This window comes from Antarcticibacterium flavum (assembly GCF_006159205.1).
GTDB lineage: Bacteria > Bacteroidota > Bacteroidia > Flavobacteriales > Flavobacteriaceae > Gillisia > Gillisia flava.
In genome coordinates this window covers 4,304,127-4,324,612 of the sequence record NZ_CP040812.1, presented here as the reverse complement: position 1 = coordinate 4,324,612, position 20,486 = coordinate 4,304,127, and the positions used below count along the sequence as shown (strand labels likewise).

Below are 20,486 nucleotides of genomic sequence, written 5' to 3'. Positions count from 1 at the left end.
TGGGCAGAAAAATATCCTCGATCTTTCTTCTGCATTAATTAATATGTGGGAACAATTTTTTAATCCTTTTTACAAATGATAAAGGAATGTCCCGGCAACTTCTCTCCCGGCGAAAAATTCTCTCTGCCTCCCCATTGCTTATTGGCAGATGCCAGCAGGATCTTTAAATCACCTTCAGGCATTTTTATACTTTGAGGCTCATTACTAAAATTGTAAGCTGCAAGAAGCCCCTTCGAGTTTTCAGTTTCAGCCAGCAAAAGATTTTTTTCAACAATAGCTGTGGTTTTTATTTCACTATTTCTGAAAGGTTCAAATTCTCCTTCCTTTCTTAGCTTCAGTAGATATTTATAAAATTCAAATAGTTTCTTTTTCCTTTCGTCATCTTTAAAATTCCAGTTTAATTTGGAGTTATTAAAGGTCTCTTTTGACTGCGGGTCTGGGAAATCGCCTTCATGGGTAAGAAAATATTCGAACTCTCTTTTCCTTCCTTGCTGAACGGCTTTTACCAGCTCTGGATCACCGTGACTTACAAAATATTGGAAAGGATTCTCCTCTCCAAATTCCTCTCCCATAAACAACATTGGCACAAAGGCAGAAGTAAGCATTATGCCTGCGGCAAGCTTTTGTCCTTCGAAGGAAAGAAGATGAGTTAACCGGTCGCCAAGCATCCGGTTTCCCACCTGGTCATGATTTTGAATTGAAACAACAAAATGGTGCGGGGCTAAGCCCTTTGGACTGTTTCCCACTGTTCTTTTCCTGTGAGAAGAATAAACGCCATCATAAATAAACCCTTGTTTAAATGCTTTGGCAAGCTGAGAAAGTTTACCATAATCGCTGTAATATCCTTCTTTTTCCCCGGTAAGCAGTGTATGTACAGCGTGATGAAAATCATCTACCCACTGCCCTTCCAGTCCAAATCCCCCTTTTTCATAGGAATTAACCACCTTTGTATCATTGAGGTCGCTCTCTGCAATAAGGACAAAACGACGACTTGTTTTTTCTTCCATTTCATCTACCTTTTGACTCATTTCTTTTAATAAATGCCTCGCTCCACGATCAATTATTTCGTGAATAGCATCAAGCCTTAATCCATCAAAATGAAAATCCTCCAGCCACATTATGGCATTCTGCAAGAAAAAATTTCGAACCTCGTCACTGTGCTCATCATCAAAATTAAGTGCTGCTCCCCAGGGTGTCTGGTATTTTTCAGTAAAGTAAGGGCCGTACTGGGACAGGTAATTTCCCTCGGGGCCCATATGGTTGTAAACAGCATCAAGAATAACTGCAATCCCCTTCTTATGGCAGGCATCAATCATTTTTTTTAATCCATTTACTCCGCCATAGCTATATTGAGCAGCATAAGGATACACTCCATCATATCCCCAATTCCTTTCTCCGGGAAATTGGGAAATGGGCATTATTTCTATAGTATTGGCTCCCAATTCCAACAGGTGGTCCAGTTTATCAATAATCGCCTCATAAGTTCCCTGCGGGGTAAAAGTCCCAACGTGAAGCTCATAAATTACCATTTGTGATAAGGGAATTCCTTTCCAGTCATTATCCTGCCAGGAAAATTCATTTTGATCTATAACCTGCGACCAGGAATGAACACCCTCCGGCTGGGAGCGAGAAGCAGGATCTGGAAATTGATCCTTATTATTAAGTATATATTTATATAAGTCCCCGGGTTTTGTTCCTTCAACTATACCCTCCCAATAACCATTCTTATCCCTGGTAAGGGATATTGGCTTTTTTTCCTTAAGCTTTACTGCAACCTTTTCCTTAAAAGGTGCCCAAACGCAAAATCGGGTTTTATTATTCTGAAGATATTCTGCTCCTGTCTTTCTATTCATTATTTTAATTATATGCTTGGAATTATCAAATCTAAGAAGGATAATCCCTAAGAATTAAGGTTTAGTAATATTTTAACGGAGAAGTTTACCCCACTTATCTAACTTTAAGTACTTTAAAAATAGCCGGCACCTTAGGTATCCAATAATCAGGCTTTTGATAAAGATTTCAAATATGAGCAAAATCTCAATACAAGATAAATATTAAAAAATTAAAAGAGTTGCTCCCTTTATTAAAATGGGACTATTATAAACAATAATCTACAAATGAAATTAATGAATATAGAAGGACATTTAAGAGTAAGTATAGATAATGTGAAACCGCAAATAGATTGCGGTAAGTATCCCATAAAGAGAACTGTAAATGAAAGGGTAGATGTAACTGCCGATATATCCTAAAATCCGTAAGTCTTATAATAAAAAAGCTGCAAAACCTTATTTAATGGGGCTTTGCAGCTACGTAATATTCACTTAAATTAGTGTTGCACAATACTACAGCCGTGAAGATAATAAAATCCAATCCGATCTCCGCTTTCGGAGGAGCAAATTTTGTTTTTGACTATTTGAACAAGATGAACATCGATCAAATTTGTAATGACAGGCTTCCTCCAATGGTCAATCAAAGTAAATATTCCTGGAAAGACATTTTCTATTCTTTGAAATCAGTCTACCTCTGTGGAGGAGATTATATCGAAGATTTACAAGCACATTTGAAACCCCATTTCACTAATAATCCTTTTGTAAAACTAGCAAGTCCTGACACTGTTTTAAGAAGACTATCTCAACTTTCCGAGCAAACTCAATCTTGTAAAACCAAGCGAGGTGTTGTAACTCATCAATATTGTACAAACTCAAAATTAGAAAGTCTGAATATAGATATTCTTAAAAAGCTTGGAGTTTTTAAGTCTGACAAGCTTACTATTGATTACGACAACACGATTATTTTCAATGAAAAGGAAGATAGTAAGATGACGTATAAAAGGAATTATGGATATCAGCCCGGAGTATGTACCATAAATGAAGAGAACATCCTATATATTGAAAACCGGAACGGAAACTCGGATGCAAAATCTTTTCAGCTAGACACCCTTAAAAGAGTATTTGATTTATTGGATTCCCAAAAGATCAAAAAAGTCCATAATTTCAGAGCCGATGCGGCATCATACCAATATGATGTCATTTCCTTCTTACAAAGTAAGGTTGATAATTTTTACATAGGATGCAGGAACAGCTATGTTGAAAAATATTTTTCCCAAGTTGGCCAGTGGGAAGAAATGAAGTGTGAAGATGGGACCATGGAAGTAGGATCTATTGAGATAACCCCCTTTAAACGACAGTCCCCATCAAATAAGGCACAAACATATAGACTCGTTGTAAAAAGAAAACCAAAAAAAGATAGGCAGATAGACTTGATTACTCAAGATATTTATGATTATAGAGCCATAATAACAAATGATTTTGATCTGGATACCAAAGGTGTTGCAGCGTTTTACAACCAAAGAGGAAATATGGAGCGCCAGTTTGATATACTTAAAAATGATTTTGGTTGGAACAATATGCCTTTCTCATCCTTGAACAAAAATCTTGTCTTCTTATACTTTACGGCAATATGCCGGAATCTCTACAATAAGATAATCCAGCATTTTTCTAAAACGAACAGGTATCTAAAACCCACTTACAGGATGAAAAAATTCATTTTCAGATTTATCATATTACCTGCTAAATGGATCAAACAAAGCCGCCAACTCAAATTAAGGATTTATTCATACAACCATTATCAAACATAGTAACAACAACAGAAAGAGTAGAAAGGAAATCTAATATCTGCAAAAATAATCCTACACCAGGGATGAGCTATTATTGTCTTAATTCAAAAAAATTAGCTTTTCAAACCTCAAATAGTAAACATCTCAATAATAAAAAATAAAATGTGCCTGGATAATTCCTCGGAAACAAAATAATGGAAAACATTTTTATTATGAACCTATAAAAAAGATCAATTTTAAAGAGAGATGCGGATTTTAGGATATACGGGGATGGTCACGATAAAGTGGATGCCGTACTTCTTTTTCGTGAAAAGAAAAAAGGAAAGGGTAAAGAGAGGAAGTGGCAGGAAAAACCAATGGAATTCCTGGGAAATGATAAATGGACAATGCATTTCCAGGCACCCGAAACCGGGTTTTTTGAATACACAATTGAGGCCTGGATAGATCATTTTAAAACCTGGCAGGACGGTCTCCAAAAAAAATATGAGGCCAATCAACCTATACAAACCGAACTTCTTATTGGGGCTCAAATGATGGAGGAGGCAATTGCACGCGCTACTTCGCCAGATAAAAAGAAACTTCAAAAATGGATAGAGGTCTTAAGGGACGATAATAACGACGAAGCCTCGGTAAATCTGGCCTTAAGTGAAGAGGTATCCTCTATCATGTATCATTCAAGAGATAGAAATCATTCGAGCCGGTACGATAAAACACTCGAAGTACTGGTAGAAAGGGAAAGGGCCTTATTTAGCTCCTGGTATGAATTTTTCCCAAGGTCCACTTCTCCCAATGAAGGGGAGCATGGGACATTTCAAACCAGCGAAAGGATCCTTGAAGGAATAAGTAAAATGGGATTTGATGTAATCTACTTGCCTCCTATTCATCCTATAGGACGCAGCCACCGCAAAGGTGTGAACAATGCCACCACTGCCAATGCCGGTGATCCCGGCTCCCCATGGGCCATAGGTGCAAAGGAAGGCGGCCACAAGGCTATTCATCCTGAACTTGGTACTATCGATGATTTTGTGAATTTCGTTGGTAAAGCTAATGACCTGGGGATAGAGGTGGCTTTGGATTTTGCAATTCAATGTTCTCCAGACCATCCCTATGTAAAAGAGCATCCCCAATGGTTCAAATGGCGCCCGGATGGCACTGTACAATATGCTGAAAATCCGCCAAAAAAATACCAGGACGTCTTGCCAGTGAATTTTGAAACAGCCGACTGGGAAAATCTCTGGAAGGAACTTAAAAGCATTGTGGAATATTGGATAGATAAAGGGGTTAAGATCTTTAGGGTTGATAATCCACATACCAAATCCTTTATTTTCTGGGAATGGCTCATTAACGATATAAATCAAAAGTATGATGGCATTATTTTTCTTGCTGAAGCTTTTACCAGGCCAAGGGTCATGGAAAAACTGGGGAAGATAGGTTTCACCCAGTCCTATACCTATTTCACCTGGAGAAACAGTAAGGCGGAATTTATAGAATACATTACAGAACTTACCAAAACAGAAATGAGGGAATATTTCCGGCCCAACTTCTGGCCAAATACTCCCGATATACTTCCAATTTCATTGGAGCATAAAGAAGAACCTTCATTTCTAATAAGGCTCATCCTTGCAGGGACGCTTTCCTCCAACTACGGGATGTATGGCCCCCTTTTCGAATATAATCTAAATGAACCTTATCCAGGGAAGGAGGAATATATAAGATCTGAGAAATATGAGGTCAAGCATTGGGACTGGAATAAACAAACCAAAACAAAAGAGACTATCACCCTCCTTAACAGAATAAGAAAAGAAAACAAGGCACTCCAAAGCACCTGGAATATTGAATTTTGCGATACAGATAATGACCAGATTTTATGTTATTCCAAAATAAGCCAGGACGGCGAGAATAAGTTATTGATCGTGGTGAGCCTGGATCCCCACCACAGCCAGACTGGCTGGGTTAAAGTGCCGCTACACCTTTTTGGGTTCGAACAAAATGAATCCTTTGCTGTACATGACCTGCTTACAGATTCCAAATATTTCTGGGAAAACGAGTGGAATTATGTCGCTCTGCATCCCAACAGCATGCCGGCACATATTTTCAAAGTTCAGAAAAGATAAAGAAAAAGACTAATTATGACAGACCAATCACATAAAGACGAGCAATTATACTGGTACAAAGATGCCATTATTTATGAACTGCATATCAAAGCCTTCTATGACAGCAACGGTGATGGAATAGGCGATTTTGCAGGCCTTATGGAAAAACTTGATTATCTGGAGGACCTGGGAGTAACCGCTATTTGGCTGCTGCCCTTCTACCCTTCCCCTTTGAGAGATGATGGCTACGATATTGCCGATTATTATACCATTAATCCCTCTTATGGTGACATAAAAATATTTAAAAAACTTATTAAAGAAGCACATAAGAGAGGCCTTAAGATCATAACCGAGCTGGTCATCAATCATACATCAGACCAGCACCCGTGGTTCCAGCGGGCTAGAAAAGCACCAATAGGTTCCAACCATAGAGATTATTATGTATGGAGCGATGATCCAAATAAATATAAGGATGCAAGGATAATCTTTACAGATACTGAACCCTCTAACTGGACCTGGGACCCTGAAGCTAAAGCCTATTTTTGGCACAGGTTCTTCTCACACCAGCCCGATCTTAATTTTGACAATCCCAACGTGCAGGAGGAGATCTTTAAGATCATGGACTTTTGGTGCAAAATGGGGGTAGACGGCTTTAGGCTGGATGCGGTTCCATATCTCTTTGAAAGAGAAAACACCAATTGTGAAAACCTGCCGCCTACGCACGAATTCCTTAAGAAATTAAGAGCCCACGTAGATAAACACTGGGACAATAAACTATTACTGGCAGAGGCCAACATGTGGCCCGAGGATAGTGCGGCCTATTTTGGTGACGGCGATGAATGTCATATGAACTACCACTTCCCTATCATGCCACGTATGTTCATGGCGGTGAAAATGGAAGACCGCTACCCTATAATTGATATCATTGATCAAACCCCAGAAATACCTGAATCCTGTCAATGGGGAATATTCCTTAGGAATCATGATGAACTTACCCTTGAAATGGTTACCGATGAGGAAAGGGATTATATGTATAAAGTATATACCAAAGATCCCCAGGCTAAGATCAACGTGGGTATTCGTCACAGGCTGGCACCGCTTCTGGAGAATAATCGTAGTAAGATTGAACTAATGAACGTCCTGTTATTCTCTTTACCGGGAACACCAATCATCTATTACGGGGATGAAATAGGAATGGGTGACAACTTTTACCTGGGGGACCGCGATGGAGTGAGGACTCCAATGCAATGGAGTGCAGACAGGAATGCAGGCTTTTCAGCAGCAAACCCCCATAAGCTCTATTTACCGGTGGTTATTGACCCCGAGTATAAATATGAAAGTGTAAATGTAGAAGCGCAACAAATGAATTCCTCATCGCTCCTATGGTGGATGAAAAGAGTCATAAGCATGCGCAAAAAGTTCAAAGCTTTTGGAAGAGGAGATATCAACTTCCTCTCCCCTGCCAATGCAAAGATCATAGCTTATACCAGGACATTTGAGGATGAGGATATTTTGGTACTGGCAAACCTTTCCAGGTTTTCACAGGCAGCAGAACTGGATCTTGAAGCTTATGAAGGTTATACCCCTGTGGAGGTATTTAGCCACAATAAATTCCCTAAGATCACAGAAGAACCATATCTCTTTACAATGGCCCCACACGGATATTACTGGTTCCTTCTTGAAAAAGAAAAGGACCATTTACCAGATAATGCAGTTACACCTGAACTTGCAGTACAGGAATGGGGTGATCTTTTCAAGAATAAGGCCAAGACCAAACTGGAGAATAAGGTGCTGCCGGGATATCTTAATTCCTGCAGGTGGTTTGGCGGTAAATCCAGGGTGATTCAAAATATTTTGATAGTAAGTAATATCAAAATACCCGTGAAGGACCTGCCGGCGACACTTATTACCATAGAAGTAAACTATAATGATGGTTTACCTGAAATTTATCAACTTCCCCTGGCCTTCACTACAGATAAAAAAGAGGATATCCTTAGAGAGATCCCGAAAAAAGGACTTATTGCAAATCTTAAGTTGGGTGAAGATGAGGGAATCCTGTTCGATGCGGTTTATAATGAAGATTTCAGGAACGTACTGTTCAGCAATATTAGGAAGGGGCGTAAACTACAGAATGGTTCAGGTAATATTGTATTCTACCATAGCGAAGGTAATACCTCTATGGGGAAAGGAGAGGTACACTCCAAAGTATTGAATGCGGAGCAAAGCAATACTTCTCTTATTTTTAATAATAAGTATTTCCTCAAGCTTTACAGGAAACTGGACAATACAATTAATCCAGATCTGGAGATCACCAAATATCTCACAGAAAAAACAGATTATCAAAACTCCCCAAAATTTGTGGGAGCCATAGAATATAATCCAGATGCTAAGAATATTACAGTACTCGGGATGATGCAGGACCTTATACCAAACCAGGGAGATGCCTGGGATTATACCAAGGATTCCCTGGAGAGGTTCTTTGAAAATGTCCTAACTTCTGAAAGGGAAAAAAAGATCAAGCTACCGGAGGCAGAACTTACCAAACCTCTTACTTATGAAGAACTTCCAGACGACCTTAAGGAATATTTGGGTGTGATCTTCCCGGAGCGGGTGACATTACTGGGTCAAAGAACAGCAGAGATGCACAACGCCCTTGCTGCCAACCCTGAAGAAAAGGATTTTGAACCTGAACCATTTTCATTGCATTACCAGCGTTCCCTTTTCTCATCCCTGCAATCCTTAACAAGGAATTCTTTCCAGAATCTTCAAAAGAACCTGAAGAATTTGCCGGAAGAGATTAAAAAGGAAGCAAAGGAAGTGCTTGACATGAAAGCAGATGTTCTCAAGTGCTTTAAAAGAGTCTACAAACACAAAATACCTATTATGAAAATAAGGACCCATGGTGATTATCACCTTGGCCAGGTCTTATGGACAGGAAAGGATTTTGTGATCATAGATTTTGAAGGAGAACCTGCAAGAGCATTTAGTGAAAGAAGGCTTAAGAGGTCTCCCCTAAGGGATGTGGCAGGTATGGTGAGGTCTTTCCATTATGCAGCTTACAGCAGTATTATGGAAGAGGAATTCCACCAACAAAGAAAAGAAGGAAACCTTGAAGAGTGGGCAGAGTCCTGGTATTATTATGTCACCAGGCTATACCTGCAGGGCTATTTTGAAAAAGTAGGTGAAAGCAATTTCATCCCGCAGGACCCAGAGGATTTCAAGGTTCTTATGGAAACATTCTTACTGGAAAAAGCAGTATACGAACTTAATTATGAACTTAATAATCGTCCCGATTGGGTATTAATACCATTGCGGGGCATAAAAACTATCATTGGGAGGTATAGAAATGGCTAAAAGAGAAAAGAAAACAACCAACGAGAATAAGGAAAAAGTAACCGGAAAAGGAACAAAAAAGAAGATAGAAGAGAAGGATCTAAAGATCCCAACAGCTACAGGGGATAAAAAAGGACCTGCAGCAAAAAGCAGGGTAAAGGGTTCTTCAAAATCTGCGAAACCTAAGGATACGTCAAAGGACGCCCAAAGAGAGGAAGCAGCATTTTCACAACAAAACGAGTCTTCTTTTTCAGGCAAAAAGACCGGGGAGGAATTTAATGGTCCTACAGATGATACTGCAGGAGCAGCCAAAAAACCTACCGGAAAAAATACGAGGGGTGGTGATAAAAATACCTCCACGGGTGCCGGGGATCCTAATAAGGTTAGTGCTTCAGATAAAAAGGCCACAGGGAGCAGCCGAAAAACTGGAAATTTAAAGGAAAAGGAACCTTCAAAAGGCACTGCAGCTAGAAAAGGTGGCACAGCAAAAGAAAAGAAGCCGACTAAAGGCACCGCTGGAGCAACAGGCTCAAAATCTAAAGCCGGTAGTGTAAAAACAGAAGGTAAGCTTCAGGAAAAGGATCCAAAATTACCTAAACCAAAAAAAGCTTTGCCAAAGAAAACCACAGCAGAGACATCAGGTAATAAAACCGTGGGAAATTCAGAGAAAGCCAGGACATCCACGGCTAAAAGTACAGGTGCGGCAAAAGTTTCAAAAGATGCATCTTCTTCAGCAAAAACATCTTCAGCAAAAAAGAAACAAGAACGAACTACCAAGACCTCTCCCGGGCCTGAAGTGAAGGGAGACGAGGGAAGGACTTCAAAAAAGACCACCGGTAAACAACAGGCGAAGGAAACAGACACCTCCCCTCTTGATGACCTTAAAAATCTGGCTTCAAAAACTGCAAAGGACCTGGCTGATAAAATTTTGCCAGATGAGGAGACCCGCCGGGAAATTTCCAAAACTGCAAAGGATATCCTTCCAGACCAGGAAGAGGTGATGAAGAAAGCCCAGGAACTAAAAAAACAACTTTCACCTGAAATTGAACTGGCTAAGAAAGCTGTAGACAAAGTTGTTCCCGGTGACGAGATCAAAGAGAAGGCAGAAAAGGTGAGGAAAACTGCAAAATCTGTAAAGAACCGCAATGAGCAGAAAGCTGCTGAAAACAAATTCAATGAGATCTCCCTGCTTACAGAATTTGACATTCACCTTTTTAAAGAAGGAAAACATTTTCATCTATACAAAAAACTGGGCTCTCATTTAATGGAGTTCAATGGTAAGAAGGGTGTTTACTTTGCACTTTGGGCTCCTAATGCCAGCCAGGTTTCAGTCATTGGAGACTTTAATGACTGGTACAGGCAGGCTCACCCAATGAAAGCCCGGCCAGACAGTTCGGGGATTTGGGAAGTATTTATTCCTGAAGCTAAAAAAGGCAGCCTTTATAAATATTTTATAAAATCCAATAATGGTTATGAGGTGGAAAAAGGAGATCCCTATGCTTTTTATTGGGAAACCCCTCCAAATACAGCTTCTGTGGTTTGGGACCTTGAGAACACCTGGAATGATAAAAAATGGCTTACCAAACGAAAAAAAGAAGCAGGAAAGGCAAAACCGGTATCGGTTTATGAGCTGCATATAGGTTCCTGGAAAAGGGTGCCTGAAGATGGAATGCGGTCATTAAGCTACAGGGAACTGGCAGAGCAATTACCGGGTTATCTCAAAGAAACAGGCTTTACTCATGTTGAATTCATGCCGGTTATGGAACATCCTTTCTTTGGTTCGTGGGGCTACCAGGTAACTGGATATTTTGCTCCTTCCAGCAGGTTTGGAACCCCGCAGGATTTTATGCACCTGGTAGATGCCCTTCACCAGGCAGAGATAGGGGTCATCCTTGATTGGGTTCCCTCCCACTTCCCAAATGACTTGCATGGCTTACATTATTTTGATGGTACCTTCCTGTATGAACACGAAGATCCCAATAAAGGCTTTCACCCAGACTGGCAAAGCTATATCTTTAATTATGGCCGTAATGAGGTAAGGTCTTTCCTTATCTCCAATGCGCTCTACTGGCTGGATGTCTTCCATGCAGATGGGTTGCGTGTAGACGCCGTGGCATCAATGCTATACCTGGATTATTCCAGAAAAGAGGGAGAATGGGAGCCTAATGAATTTGGGGGGAATGAAGACCTGGAAGCCATTAGCTTCTTAAAGGAATTCAATGAAGTTGTATATGCCCAGTTCCCAGACACTATGACTATTGCTGAGGAGTCTACTGCCTGGCCAATGGTTTCCAAACCAACCTATATTGGAGGGCTTGGCTTTGGTATGAAATGGATGATGGGCTGGATGCACGATACCCTTGAATATTTTCAAAAGGATCCTGTTCACAGGAAACATCATCAAAATACCATCACCTTTAGTACCACCTATGCCTTTACAGAGAATTTTATGCTACCACTATCTCACGATGAGGTAGTATATGGCAAACAGGCAATCCTTAATAAGATGCCTGGAGATGCCTGGAATAAATTCGCTAACCTAAGAGCATTGTATTCCTATATGTTTGCACACCCGGGAACAAAACTATTATTTATGGGAGCCGAATTTGGACAACCATCTGAATGGAACCATGACTCCAGCCTGGAATGGCACCTTATGGAAGAGGCACCTCATCATAACATTAAAAACACTATTGCCCAACTAAATAAATTATACAGAAGCGAACCCGCTCTTTATGAAAAGAGTTTTGAGGCTGAAGGTTTTGAATGGGTAGATTTCCAGGATGCGGAATCAAGTGTTATCAGTTTCCTTAGAAAAGGGATCGAGCCTAAGGATAATATCCTCGTGGTTTGTAACCTTACCCCGGTACCACGTGAGAATTATCGCATAGGTGTTCCACAACAGGGAACCTGGAAAGAGATCTTTAACAGTGACAGTAATACCTTAGGTGGGAGTGGCGTTAAGAATGCCGAGGAAGTTAGATCGGAAGCTGTTCCTACTCATCAAAAGGAACATTCTGTTTCCCTCACCCTGCCGCCAATGGGAGTGATATATCTAAAAAGGGGATAATTATTCAAAAATCCTTATAAAAAAAAATCCTGCTTCAAGAGCAGGATTTTTTCTTTCAGAACTTTTCTTATCCCAAATCAAATTCCTCAATAAAAATTCTTCCTCCTACCCTTACCTTTATAGTGTAGGTTCCTGAAGGCACCTGTGAAAAATCAAGCCTTTTTTGTATCACAGCTTCCCGTCTCGTTAGTGTACTCACCTTTATCCCTTGAGCATCATAAACATCAAAATAAATTGTCTTCTTTCCTGGATTGGTAAGAAAAACGGTAACCTGCTTTTCCTTCACTTCAAAACAGGGTTTGAACAGGATCCCTGCAGGAGCATTTGTCAATTCTAGCCCGGCGTGGGTTTTAACAACCTGCTTGCTCATCACGCTTCTTTCCCCTTCAAGACTTATTGAATAAACTCCATTAGGGATCACTTCCAGGTCCAGGGTCTTCTTATAATGCCCGTTGAGCTCGAGGCTATCTCGAAAAAGAATGTTTCCATCCTTATCCTGAAACAGCAGTACAGAGGAGGATGATAAATTATTCAGTTCAATTGTGATGGCTTTTTTTTGACTTACCTTCACATCCAATTCATCTGCAGCTTTCACACTTCCACTTACCAACATTAAAGCAAGTAAGGAGATTTTAATCACATTTTTCATAATCTTCAGCTTTTAGGTTAATACTATAATAATTACAATACAAACTTAAACCTGAAAGCCGGCAATTTTAAACTCTAAATAACCCTATAAATGCTCAATTTTAACCTTATATACAATAGAATTATATGTATATGATAAAATAGTATATTTTTAGGATAAGAAGTGAAACAAGGAACACCCATGACTTCATTACATTTTCCTAAGCTAAACAAAATGAACATGAAGAATTCTATAAAACCAACATTTGAAAAGGTGGAACCCGCTTTTGGAAGTTCCTTTTCTTATCGCACATATACCAGAACACATCAAAATAAAAATCACACTTTCTGGCATTATCATCCCGAGATCGAACTCGTGTATGTGAATGGCGGCTCGGGGAAAAGACAAATTGGAAGCCATGTGTCTTATTTTCGTAAGGGAGATCTTATTCTTATAGGATCAAATTTACCTCACTGTGGTTTTACTGATGGTTTAAGCCGGAATGAATGTGAAACTGTTATTCAAATGAAACCAGATTTCCTTGGCTCTTCCTTCTTTGAAATTCCAGAGATGCGCAATGTGCAATCTTTACTGGAAAGTGCAAAAATGGGAATAGTTTATCACGGCAGTGAAAAGCGGATTATTGGTGGTGCTATAGAGGAATTAAAAGATAAGGACCACTATGACCGCCTTCTTGGGTTACTTAATATCCTAAAAATGCTGGAAGAAGCTGAGAATTATACTATACTCAATGCCCGCGGCTATATCCTCGAAGCCGAACTGCAGGATAATAACCGCATCAATATCATTTTTAATTTTGTCAAGGAGGAATTTCACCGGCAAATATCCCTGGAGGAAGTAGCAAACATGGTAAGTATGACCGAGCAATCATTTTGCAGGTATTTCAAAAAAATAACCGGAAAGACCTTTATACAATTTGTCAACGAGTACCGGCTGGCACACGCAGCTAAATTACTTCATGAAAAACAAATTAGTATTCTTGATGTTTGCTTTGACAGCGGCTTTAATAACTTTAGTCATTTTAACAGGCAGTTTAAAAAGTATACCGGTAAGACTCCTTCTACTTACAGGAATGAGTTAAAATACCTTATCAGCTAAAAAATAAAATCCCGCCGGTATGGCGGGATTCCTTATTTGATGTAGGTTATGTTATTCCAATGAAATTAATCATTGTGCATAAACCGTTGCTTTGCGAGTAACTCTTCCTCTGTTTCTACATTATCCTCATCTGGCACACAGCAGTCCACAGGGCACACAGCTGCACATTGAGGCTCTTCATGAAATCCTTTACATTCGGTACACTTGTCTGGTACTATATAATAGATCTCATCGCTAATAGGCTCCTGTGCCTCATTGGCATTTGCCTTACGTCCATTGGGAAGTACAACATTTCCCTCAAGGTCTGTCCCATCTGCATACCGCCAGTCATCTGCTCCTTCATAGATCGCAGTGTTGGGGCACTCGGGTTCACAGGCCCCGCAGTTTATACATTCATCTGTTATAATAATTGCCATAGCTCTTTTATTAGTAAATTTAACCTGAAATTCAAAGGCTTCCCAATTCTGTAAGGGATTTATTTTGAATTATAGTCGAAAGTTTGATCAATAACTTTTAATTTCGCCCACAAATTTAAAGCCAAATCAATTCATAACCAAATTAGCCCGATGACAATACAGCAGCGAAAATCACATTTCACCGAACTTGGAAAGTTTTTGGGCCGGTTTACAAATCAAGGTTTGAAGCTTGACAATCAAAACCCTGCTTATACTGCTTTAGAGCAGGATTTTGAGGAGCAAATAAATATGGCTGTTCATTACAACGGCTGGTTCACCCGGGAAAATGTACTTTTTTCGCTTGAGCAATGGAGCAGTGCTCTTACTAAGGAAAATCTTGACACCTGGATTTCCTCCTATAATTTTGAAAATGAAAGCGATAAGACTGTTGCAATAATAATGGCAGGGAATATTCCCATGGTAGGTTTTCACGATTTTCTTTCGGTTTTGATATCCGGTCATAAATTGATCGTAAAGCAATCTTCCAATGATAAAAAATTCCTGCCGTTAATAGCGAGATTTCTGAGTTTAGTGGAACCTGCATATAAAGACAAGATAAATTTTACAGAGGATCGTTTACCCCATTTTGATGCTGTGATCGCAACGGGCAGCAATAATACTGCGAGATATTTTGAATATTATTTCAAAGGAAAACCTTCAATAATAAGGAAGAACCGCAATTCTGTCGCTGTTCTTACCGGCAACGAGAGCAGGGAAGAACTGGAGGCGCTTGGAGAGGATATTTTCAGATACTTTGGTTTGGGGTGCAGGAATGTTTCAAAATTATATGTTCCGCAGGGATATGACTTTGATTCTTTCTATAAAGCTTTATCAACCTGGGAGCGGTTACTGGACCACGCCAAATATGCCAATAATTATGATTATAACAAGGCTGTTTATCTCATGAGCAAATTTAAGTTTCTTGATAATGGCTTTTTGATCCTGAAAGAAGATCCGGGTTTTGGGTCGCCAATTGGCAGTGTATTCTATGAGACCTATTCCGGCAGGGAGCAATTGGAGAAAAACCTGGGCCTCAATAAGGAAAATTTACAATGCGTGGTTACCGGAGGTTATGAACCCAAAAATGTGAATTTTGGGCAAACTCAACTACCTGCTTTATGGGATTATGCAGACAATGTAGATACCCTGGCATTTTTAAGAAGCCTATAAGTACTTACTTACGTTTGTTTGTGGCAACCGCCTACACATCCATAAATCTATTTTTATTTGACTTCCCACTTTTGTAACTTGTGGGGGACTATTTAATCATTTACTAACATAAAATTCTGGCTAGTTTTAGCATCTTTGTTCAAATACAAGCTTTATGAAAAAACACAATTATAGCGCAGGGCCGTGTATCCTGCCGCAGGAAGTCTTTAAAGAGGCCTCACAAGCCATCTTAGATTACAATAACTCTGGTTTATCAATTCTGGAAATATCTCATCGAAGTAAAGATTTCGTTGATGTTATGGAAGAAGCAAGAAGTCTCTCCCTGGAGTTACTGGGATTGGAGAACAAAGGCTACAAAGCCTTATTCCTGCAGGGAGGTGCCAGTATGCAATTTCTTATGGTGGCTTACAACCTTTTGGAAAAGAAAGCAGCTTATCTCAATTCCGGGACGTGGGCTTCAAAAGCTATAAAAGAGGCCAAATTATTTGGCGAGGTACAGGTAGTAGGCTCATCTGAAGATAAGAACTTTAGCTATATCCCAAAGAAATATGATGTGCCAGGTGATGTTGATTATTTTCACTGTACCAGTAACAATACCATCTTTGGAACTCAAATGAAGAAATTTCCCAAAACAGCAGTTCCTGTTGTTTGTGATATGAGCAGTGATATATTTTCACGCCAACTGGACTTTAGCAAATTTGACCTTATTTATGCAGGAGCACAAAAGAATATGGGGCCTGCAGGAACCACACTTGTTATTATCAAGGAGGATATTTTGGGGGAAGTAAGCAGGAAGATCCCTTCTATGATGGATTACAAAGTGCATATAGGTAAAGATAGTATGTTCAATACTCCTGCAGTTTATGCGGTATATGTATCATTACTTACAATGAGATGGTTAAAAGAGCAGGGAGGTATTAAGGCTATAGAAGAACAAAATGAGAAAAAAGCGCAGCTGCTTTATTCTGAAATAGATATAAACCCTTTATTTAAAGGTTTTACAGCAAAGGAAGACAGGTCTATAATGAATGCCACATTTAATTTGACAAAAGACTCTTTAAAAGACGAATTTGATAAAATGTGGAAAGATGCGGGAATAAATGGTTTGAATGGCCATCGCAGCGTTGGAGGTTACAGGGCTTCTATGTATAATGCACTGCCTTTGGAAAGTGTACAGATCCTGGTAGATGTTATGAGTGACCTGGAACGTAAAGCTTAAAACGAATCCTGAAAGATATGAAAATGAAAATATTGGCTAATGATGGCATTTCCCAAAGCGGAGAGGAAACTCTTAAGAATGCCGGTTTTGAAGTAATAAACACAAAAGTAGCCCAGGAACAGCTGGCATCATTCATTAAAGAGGAAAAAATTGATGTGCTCCTGGTACGTAGTGCCACCACGGTAAGAAAAGATCTAATTGACTCCTGCCCTACTCTAAAGATCATAGGGCGTGCAGGAGTAGGAATGGACAATATAGACCTAAAATATGCCAGGGAAAAAGGCCTTCAAGTTATAAATACTCCTGCTGCAAGTTCAGCTTCTGTTGCAGAACTTGTTTTTGCACATCTTTTTGGAGGGGTAAGATATCTTTATGATGCAAACCGTAATATGCCTTTGAGTGGGGATTCACAATTCAAGGCCCTTAAAAAAAATTATTCGGGAGGTACAGAGCTTAGGAACAAGACCCTTGGTATAATAGGCATGGGCCGCATTGGGAAAGAAGTGGCAAAGCTGGCCTTAGGAATTGGAATGAAAGTAATTGCAAGTGATAGTGAAGAGGGAGAAAGGGAGATTACCCTCTCCTTTTACAATGATCAAGTTGTGAAAATACCGGTGAAGACAGAGCCTGTAGAGGAGCTCATTAAACATTCAGACTTTATATCCCTTCACGTTCCCGCTCAAAAAAAACCTATTATAGGCAAAGAAGAAATTTCTCAAATGAAAGATGGGGTGGGTATCATCAATACTTCCCGGGGTGGGGTAATTGATGAGCCGGCACTTTTGGAAGCACTGGCTACCGGTAAAGTTTCCTTTGCTGGTTTAGATGTTTTCGAGAATGAACCAACTCCTGCTTTAAAAGTTTTAATGGACCAGAGGATCTCCCTCTCCCCGCATATTGGGGCAGCAACCCTTGAGGCACAGGATCGCATTGGGATGGAACTGGCAGATCAAATTATAGCTATCCTTAAGAAGGAAAAAGTTTAAAACTTCAATTTTAATTCATAATGCTCCGGATCCCCCGGGGCATTTTTTTTATCATTAATTTTAGAATACCCCTTTTCTTAATGTCGTAACTTGAAAACAAAAAGTTATGGCATCTATACTTGACCTGTTAAATACACAAAAGGGGAAAGAACTCATCACCAAAGCAAGCGAAAGAACGGGAGAAAGCAAAGAGAAAGTGACAGGGGTCATTGGGATTGCCTTACCCTTGCTGCTGGGGGCTATGAAGCGCAATATAAGTTCTGCTGAAGGAAAAAATAGTCTTAACAGGGCTCTCAATGAAGAAAAACATGGGGAAGAGTATCTTGAAAATTTGGAAAACATAGATCCGCAGGAAATGACCAGTGAGGGCGGTAAGATCTTAAACCATATCCTTGGAGAGAACCAAAATAATATAATCTCCACCGTTGCCACAACAATGGGAATGAAAAATTCCAATGCGGCAGAAATTACCAAAATGCTGGCTCCTTTACTTCTTAGTGTTTTGGCCAGCCAGAAGAGAAAAGAAAAAGTTGAGGAACCTGGTCTTGAAAATCTAATATCCTCTGTCCTTGGCTCTTCCGGTAAATTTGATGATTCGCTTATTGAAACCCTTCTTGATAATAAAGGTGATATTAATATCATAAATGATGTAAAAGGTATGATCCTTGGAGGTGGCAAAACAGGAAAAAAGGATGGTGGGATCCTTGGCGGAATGCTGGGAGGTAAATAATCTTATATTTCCTTATTTTTGATAATATTACTAGAACCTATGAAAAAGTTCCTCTATCTACTATTCCTGGGAGTTATGATCTATAGTTGCGGTACCAGCCGTGACCGCGATTTTAATAAAAAAGAAATAGCTGCGACCGCCAATGACACCGTGAGGATCGCTAATGACAGCCTTGAATATGAGATCATTATAATTGAACCCGGTTTTAATTTGTTCATAAACAGTATAGCACGGCCAAGGGGATACTATTCTCAAACTTATTTTGAAAATAAGAACAGGTTCCTTGTGCAGGATTACAACATGAGGGTTCGTAACCCGCAGCAGTTCAATCCCAATCTCTATGTACAGGAGATCAATTATGAACCCGATATCGATTACGGGTATGAAGTGAATTACCTGCTATACAATTATTTCGTATTTTTTTCGAGAGAATACAATCAGCGGTTTTCTGTACCAACAAGAATTTAGAAGATATTTTTTTGTTGCAGGCATATATTAATATATTTGCAGTATGAATAGATTGAAACAGCGTTGGGGTATTGATTCGAATTTTCAAATAATCCTTATCCTTATTGTTTTCGCCATAACCGGTTCAACCTCTGCCAAGCTTGCAGGCCCGCTATGTGACTTTTTAGGTATTTACCAGGAGAGTTCACACTGGGCTCTTTACTGGTTTGCGCGTTTAGTACTCATATTTCCTATCTACCAGGTCCTTTTAGTATCTTTTGGATGGTTGTTTGGGCAATTCAACTTCTTCTGGCAATTTGAAAAGAAAATGCTGAGCCGCATGGGTTTTGCCCGTTTTCTGAATTAAATTCCTGGAAACTTTTTCTTTAGATTTAATGCCCTCGAAGATATTCCTGCTGAAAAAATATGCCATACAGCTTTCCCATTCCTAAGAATATTCTGAGGATTAGGTCTTACCGCATTGTTGGAGAATGCTAAATTTGCACTTGGGATCCACCTTATTTTCAAAACTTTTCAGAAAAAAAGGAGGTGACAAAAATTGCCCCTCCCTTTCATTTCAAATTGTATATTTTTCTAAATAACCTCAGCCTCCACAATGATTTCCTTTGCGGGCTCCTTCTTCCATACGAACGTATAAAGCCACATTAAAGTAAAGGTTGGTATAATATCTGTCCCTGGAAGGATCTCTTCAATAAATACAATTACAGAAGCCAGTTTTCCTTTTTTACCGGGATACATTTCAGTCATTACCCTGGCAGCATAGGGCGCCCATAAAAGATCGAGAAAAGGACCAACAACAGGAACAGCGTAAGTCGCCATACCTATAGCATCATAAACCAACCCTTTGATCAACAATTTATTTTTCAGGTTTTTCATATTTTTCGATTTACGGTATAGGTATAGCAAAAAAAATGCCAGTATATGGTGGGAAAGTTCTTATAATCAATCTTATAAAGTTGATTTAAGCCTGTTGGCGAACTTCTCCTTTAACTTTTTGATCTTGGGGTCGATTATTGCCTGGCAATAACGCTGCTCTCTGTTGCGATTATAATAATCCAGGTGCTCCTGCTCTGCTTTGTAAAATGGACCGGCCTGGGTTACTTCTGTAACAATACGGTCATCAAATATCTTCTCCTGCTCGATCTTTTCAATTACCCTGGTGGCTACCTCCTTTTGCTCATCATTTTGGTAAAAAATTGCGCTTCTGTATTGAGTACCCACATCATACTGCTGCCGGTTAAGGGTAGTGGGATCATGAGTGCTGAAGAAGATATAAAGTAACTCTTCGAAAGTAATGACCGTGGGATCAAAACGTATCTCAATAGCTTCAGCGTGGCCGGTTCTTCCTGTAATTATCTCGCGGTAGGCGGGGTTCTTTATTTGCCCCCCGGTGAACCCCGGCACTACTTCTTCTACTCCTTCTACTCTTTGAAAAACTGCTTCAGTACACCAAAAACAACCACCTGCGAGGATAGCAATTTCTAAATTTTCTTTCTCCATATCTTTTTGTTTAGCAATTTACAAAAACGAATAAACAAACACTACGTCTTTTAAAATAAATCTCATCACAAAATTCAATTTAAGACATTTCTTTTGTAA

General features: G+C 39.6%; 17 protein-coding genes. 12 read left to right on the top strand and 5 right to left on the bottom strand.

Features of this window, described 5'->3' with window-relative positions; all coding sequences use genetic code 11:
- Window positions 1-59: 59 nt before the first annotated feature.
- Window positions 60-1,853: a malto-oligosyltrehalose trehalohydrolase gene (gene treZ, locus FHG64_RS18940; RefSeq protein WP_139067846.1), complete on the bottom strand. Its 1,794-nt coding sequence runs from the start codon at window positions 1,851-1,853 to the stop codon at window positions 60-62.
- Window positions 1,854-2,117: 264 nt separating this feature from the next.
- On the opposite strand from treZ, the gene FHG64_RS20040 reads away from it, so the two are divergent.
- The 5 genes from FHG64_RS20040 (at window position 2,118) to glgB (ending at window position 12,112) form a co-directional block, all read left to right on the top strand.
- Window positions 2,118-2,249 carry a maltotransferase domain-containing protein gene (locus FHG64_RS20040; protein WP_139067845.1) on the top strand — a complete coding sequence of 44 codons (132 nt, stop codon included), beginning with the start codon at window positions 2,118-2,120 and terminating at the stop codon, window positions 2,247-2,249.
- 80 nt (window positions 2,250-2,329) lie between these two features.
- Window positions 2,330-3,637 carry an IS1380 family transposase gene (locus tag FHG64_RS18930; RefSeq protein ID WP_139066296.1) on the top strand — a complete coding sequence of 436 codons (1,308 nt, stop codon included), beginning with the start codon at window positions 2,330-2,332 and terminating at the stop codon, window positions 3,635-3,637.
- Between the two features lie 212 nt (window positions 3,638-3,849).
- Window positions 3,850-5,730, top strand: a complete 1,881-nt coding sequence (locus tag FHG64_RS18925) for an alpha-1,4-glucan--maltose-1-phosphate maltosyltransferase (RefSeq protein WP_139067844.1) — start codon at window positions 3,850-3,852, stop codon at window positions 5,728-5,730.
- A gap of 15 nt (window positions 5,731-5,745) precedes the next feature.
- Window positions 5,746-9,063 carry a maltose alpha-D-glucosyltransferase gene (gene treS / locus FHG64_RS18920; protein WP_139067843.1) on the top strand — a complete coding sequence of 1,106 codons (3,318 nt, stop codon included), beginning with the start codon at window positions 5,746-5,748 and terminating at the stop codon, window positions 9,061-9,063.
- A 1,159-nt stretch (window positions 9,064-10,222) separates the two neighbouring features.
- Window positions 10,223-12,112, top strand: coding sequence for a 1,4-alpha-glucan branching protein GlgB (glgB, locus tag FHG64_RS18915; RefSeq protein ID WP_394344228.1), 1,890 nt, complete (start codon window positions 10,223-10,225; stop codon window positions 12,110-12,112).
- Window positions 12,113-12,179: 67 nt separating this feature from the next.
- Here glgB and FHG64_RS18910 read toward each other — a convergent pair whose 3' ends face one another.
- On the bottom strand, window positions 12,180-12,761 hold the full coding sequence (locus FHG64_RS18910; protein ID WP_139067842.1) for a T9SS type A sorting domain-containing protein: 582 nt from the start codon (window positions 12,759-12,761) through the stop codon (window positions 12,180-12,182).
- Between the two features lie 219 nt (window positions 12,762-12,980).
- Here FHG64_RS18910 and FHG64_RS18905 point away from each other — a divergent pair, with 219 nt between their 5' ends.
- Entirely contained in the window at window positions 12,981-13,859 is an 879-nt protein-coding gene (locus FHG64_RS18905) for an AraC family transcriptional regulator (protein ID WP_139067841.1), read from the top strand.
- 65 nt (window positions 13,860-13,924) lie between these two features.
- Here FHG64_RS18905 and FHG64_RS18900 read toward each other — a convergent pair whose 3' ends face one another.
- Window positions 13,925-14,275, bottom strand: coding sequence for a 4Fe-4S dicluster domain-containing protein (locus FHG64_RS18900; protein ID WP_139067840.1), 351 nt, complete (start codon window positions 14,273-14,275; stop codon window positions 13,925-13,927).
- Between the two features lie 150 nt (window positions 14,276-14,425).
- On the opposite strand from FHG64_RS18900, the gene FHG64_RS18895 reads away from it, so the two are divergent.
- The 6 genes from FHG64_RS18895 (at window position 14,426) to FHG64_RS18870 (ending at window position 19,233) form a co-directional block, all read left to right on the top strand.
- Complete coding sequence (locus FHG64_RS18895) at window positions 14,426-15,484, top strand: acyl-CoA reductase (RefSeq protein WP_139067839.1); 1,059 nt, start codon at window positions 14,426-14,428, stop codon at window positions 15,482-15,484.
- Between the two features lie 154 nt (window positions 15,485-15,638).
- Window positions 15,639-16,703, top strand: a complete 1,065-nt coding sequence (serC, locus tag FHG64_RS18890) for a 3-phosphoserine/phosphohydroxythreonine transaminase (protein WP_139067838.1) — start codon at window positions 15,639-15,641, stop codon at window positions 16,701-16,703.
- A 23-nt stretch (window positions 16,704-16,726) separates the two neighbouring features.
- Complete coding sequence (locus FHG64_RS18885; RefSeq protein ID WP_139068023.1) at window positions 16,727-17,689, top strand: D-2-hydroxyacid dehydrogenase; 963 nt, start codon at window positions 16,727-16,729, stop codon at window positions 17,687-17,689.
- Window positions 17,690-17,795: 106 nt separating this feature from the next.
- Window positions 17,796-18,419 (top strand): DUF937 domain-containing protein, encoded by a 624-nt coding sequence (locus FHG64_RS18880; RefSeq protein WP_139067837.1) that lies wholly within the window; start codon window positions 17,796-17,798, stop codon window positions 18,417-18,419.
- A gap of 39 nt (window positions 18,420-18,458) precedes the next feature.
- The gene (locus FHG64_RS18875) at window positions 18,459-18,887 is read left to right on the top strand and encodes a DUF6146 family protein (RefSeq protein WP_139067836.1); all 429 of its coding nucleotides are present in this window, start codon (window positions 18,459-18,461) and stop codon (window positions 18,885-18,887) included.
- 43 nt (window positions 18,888-18,930) lie between these two features.
- A complete protein-coding gene (locus FHG64_RS18870; RefSeq protein ID WP_139067835.1) occupies window positions 18,931-19,233 on the top strand; it encodes a DUF6787 family protein in 303 nt (100 codons plus the stop codon).
- A gap of 227 nt (window positions 19,234-19,460) precedes the next feature.
- On the opposite strand, the gene FHG64_RS18865 is transcribed toward FHG64_RS18870, so the two are convergent.
- Window positions 19,461-19,763, bottom strand: coding sequence for a hypothetical protein (locus tag FHG64_RS18865; protein ID WP_139067834.1), 303 nt, complete (start codon window positions 19,761-19,763; stop codon window positions 19,461-19,463).
- 72 nt (window positions 19,764-19,835) lie between these two features.
- Window positions 19,836-20,387, bottom strand: a complete 552-nt coding sequence (gene msrA, locus FHG64_RS18860) for a peptide-methionine (S)-S-oxide reductase MsrA (RefSeq protein WP_139067833.1) — start codon at window positions 20,385-20,387, stop codon at window positions 19,836-19,838.
- Window positions 20,388-20,486 lie beyond the last annotated feature (99 nt).

Coding starts and splice junctions, on each gene's coding strand:
- treZ (WP_139067846.1), bottom strand. CDS start 1,853: ATGAATAGAAAGACAGGAGCAGAATATCTTCAGAATAATAAAACCCGA.
- FHG64_RS20040 (WP_139067845.1), top strand. CDS start 2,118: ATGAAATTAATGAATATAGAAGGACATTTAAGAGTAAGTATAGATAAT.
- treS (WP_139067843.1), top strand. CDS start 5,746: ATGACAGACCAATCACATAAAGACGAGCAATTATACTGGTACAAAGAT.
- FHG64_RS18910 (WP_139067842.1), bottom strand. CDS start 12,761: ATGAAAAATGTGATTAAAATCTCCTTACTTGCTTTAATGTTGGTAAGT.
- FHG64_RS18905 (WP_139067841.1), top strand. CDS start 12,981: ATGAAGAATTCTATAAAACCAACATTTGAAAAGGTGGAACCCGCTTTT.
- FHG64_RS18900 (WP_139067840.1), bottom strand. CDS start 14,275: ATGGCAATTATTATAACAGATGAATGTATAAACTGCGGGGCCTGTGAA.
- FHG64_RS18895 (WP_139067839.1), top strand. CDS start 14,426: ATGACAATACAGCAGCGAAAATCACATTTCACCGAACTTGGAAAGTTT.
- serC (WP_139067838.1), top strand. CDS start 15,639: ATGAAAAAACACAATTATAGCGCAGGGCCGTGTATCCTGCCGCAGGAA.
- FHG64_RS18885 (WP_139068023.1), top strand. CDS start 16,727: ATGAAAATATTGGCTAATGATGGCATTTCCCAAAGCGGAGAGGAAACT.
- FHG64_RS18880 (WP_139067837.1), top strand. CDS start 17,796: ATGGCATCTATACTTGACCTGTTAAATACACAAAAGGGGAAAGAACTC.
- FHG64_RS18875 (WP_139067836.1), top strand. CDS start 18,459: ATGAAAAAGTTCCTCTATCTACTATTCCTGGGAGTTATGATCTATAGT.
- FHG64_RS18870 (WP_139067835.1), top strand. CDS start 18,931: ATGAATAGATTGAAACAGCGTTGGGGTATTGATTCGAATTTTCAAATA.
- FHG64_RS18865 (WP_139067834.1), bottom strand. CDS start 19,763: ATGAAAAACCTGAAAAATAAATTGTTGATCAAAGGGTTGGTTTATGAT.
- msrA (WP_139067833.1), bottom strand. CDS start 20,387: ATGGAGAAAGAAAATTTAGAAATTGCTATCCTCGCAGGTGGTTGTTTT.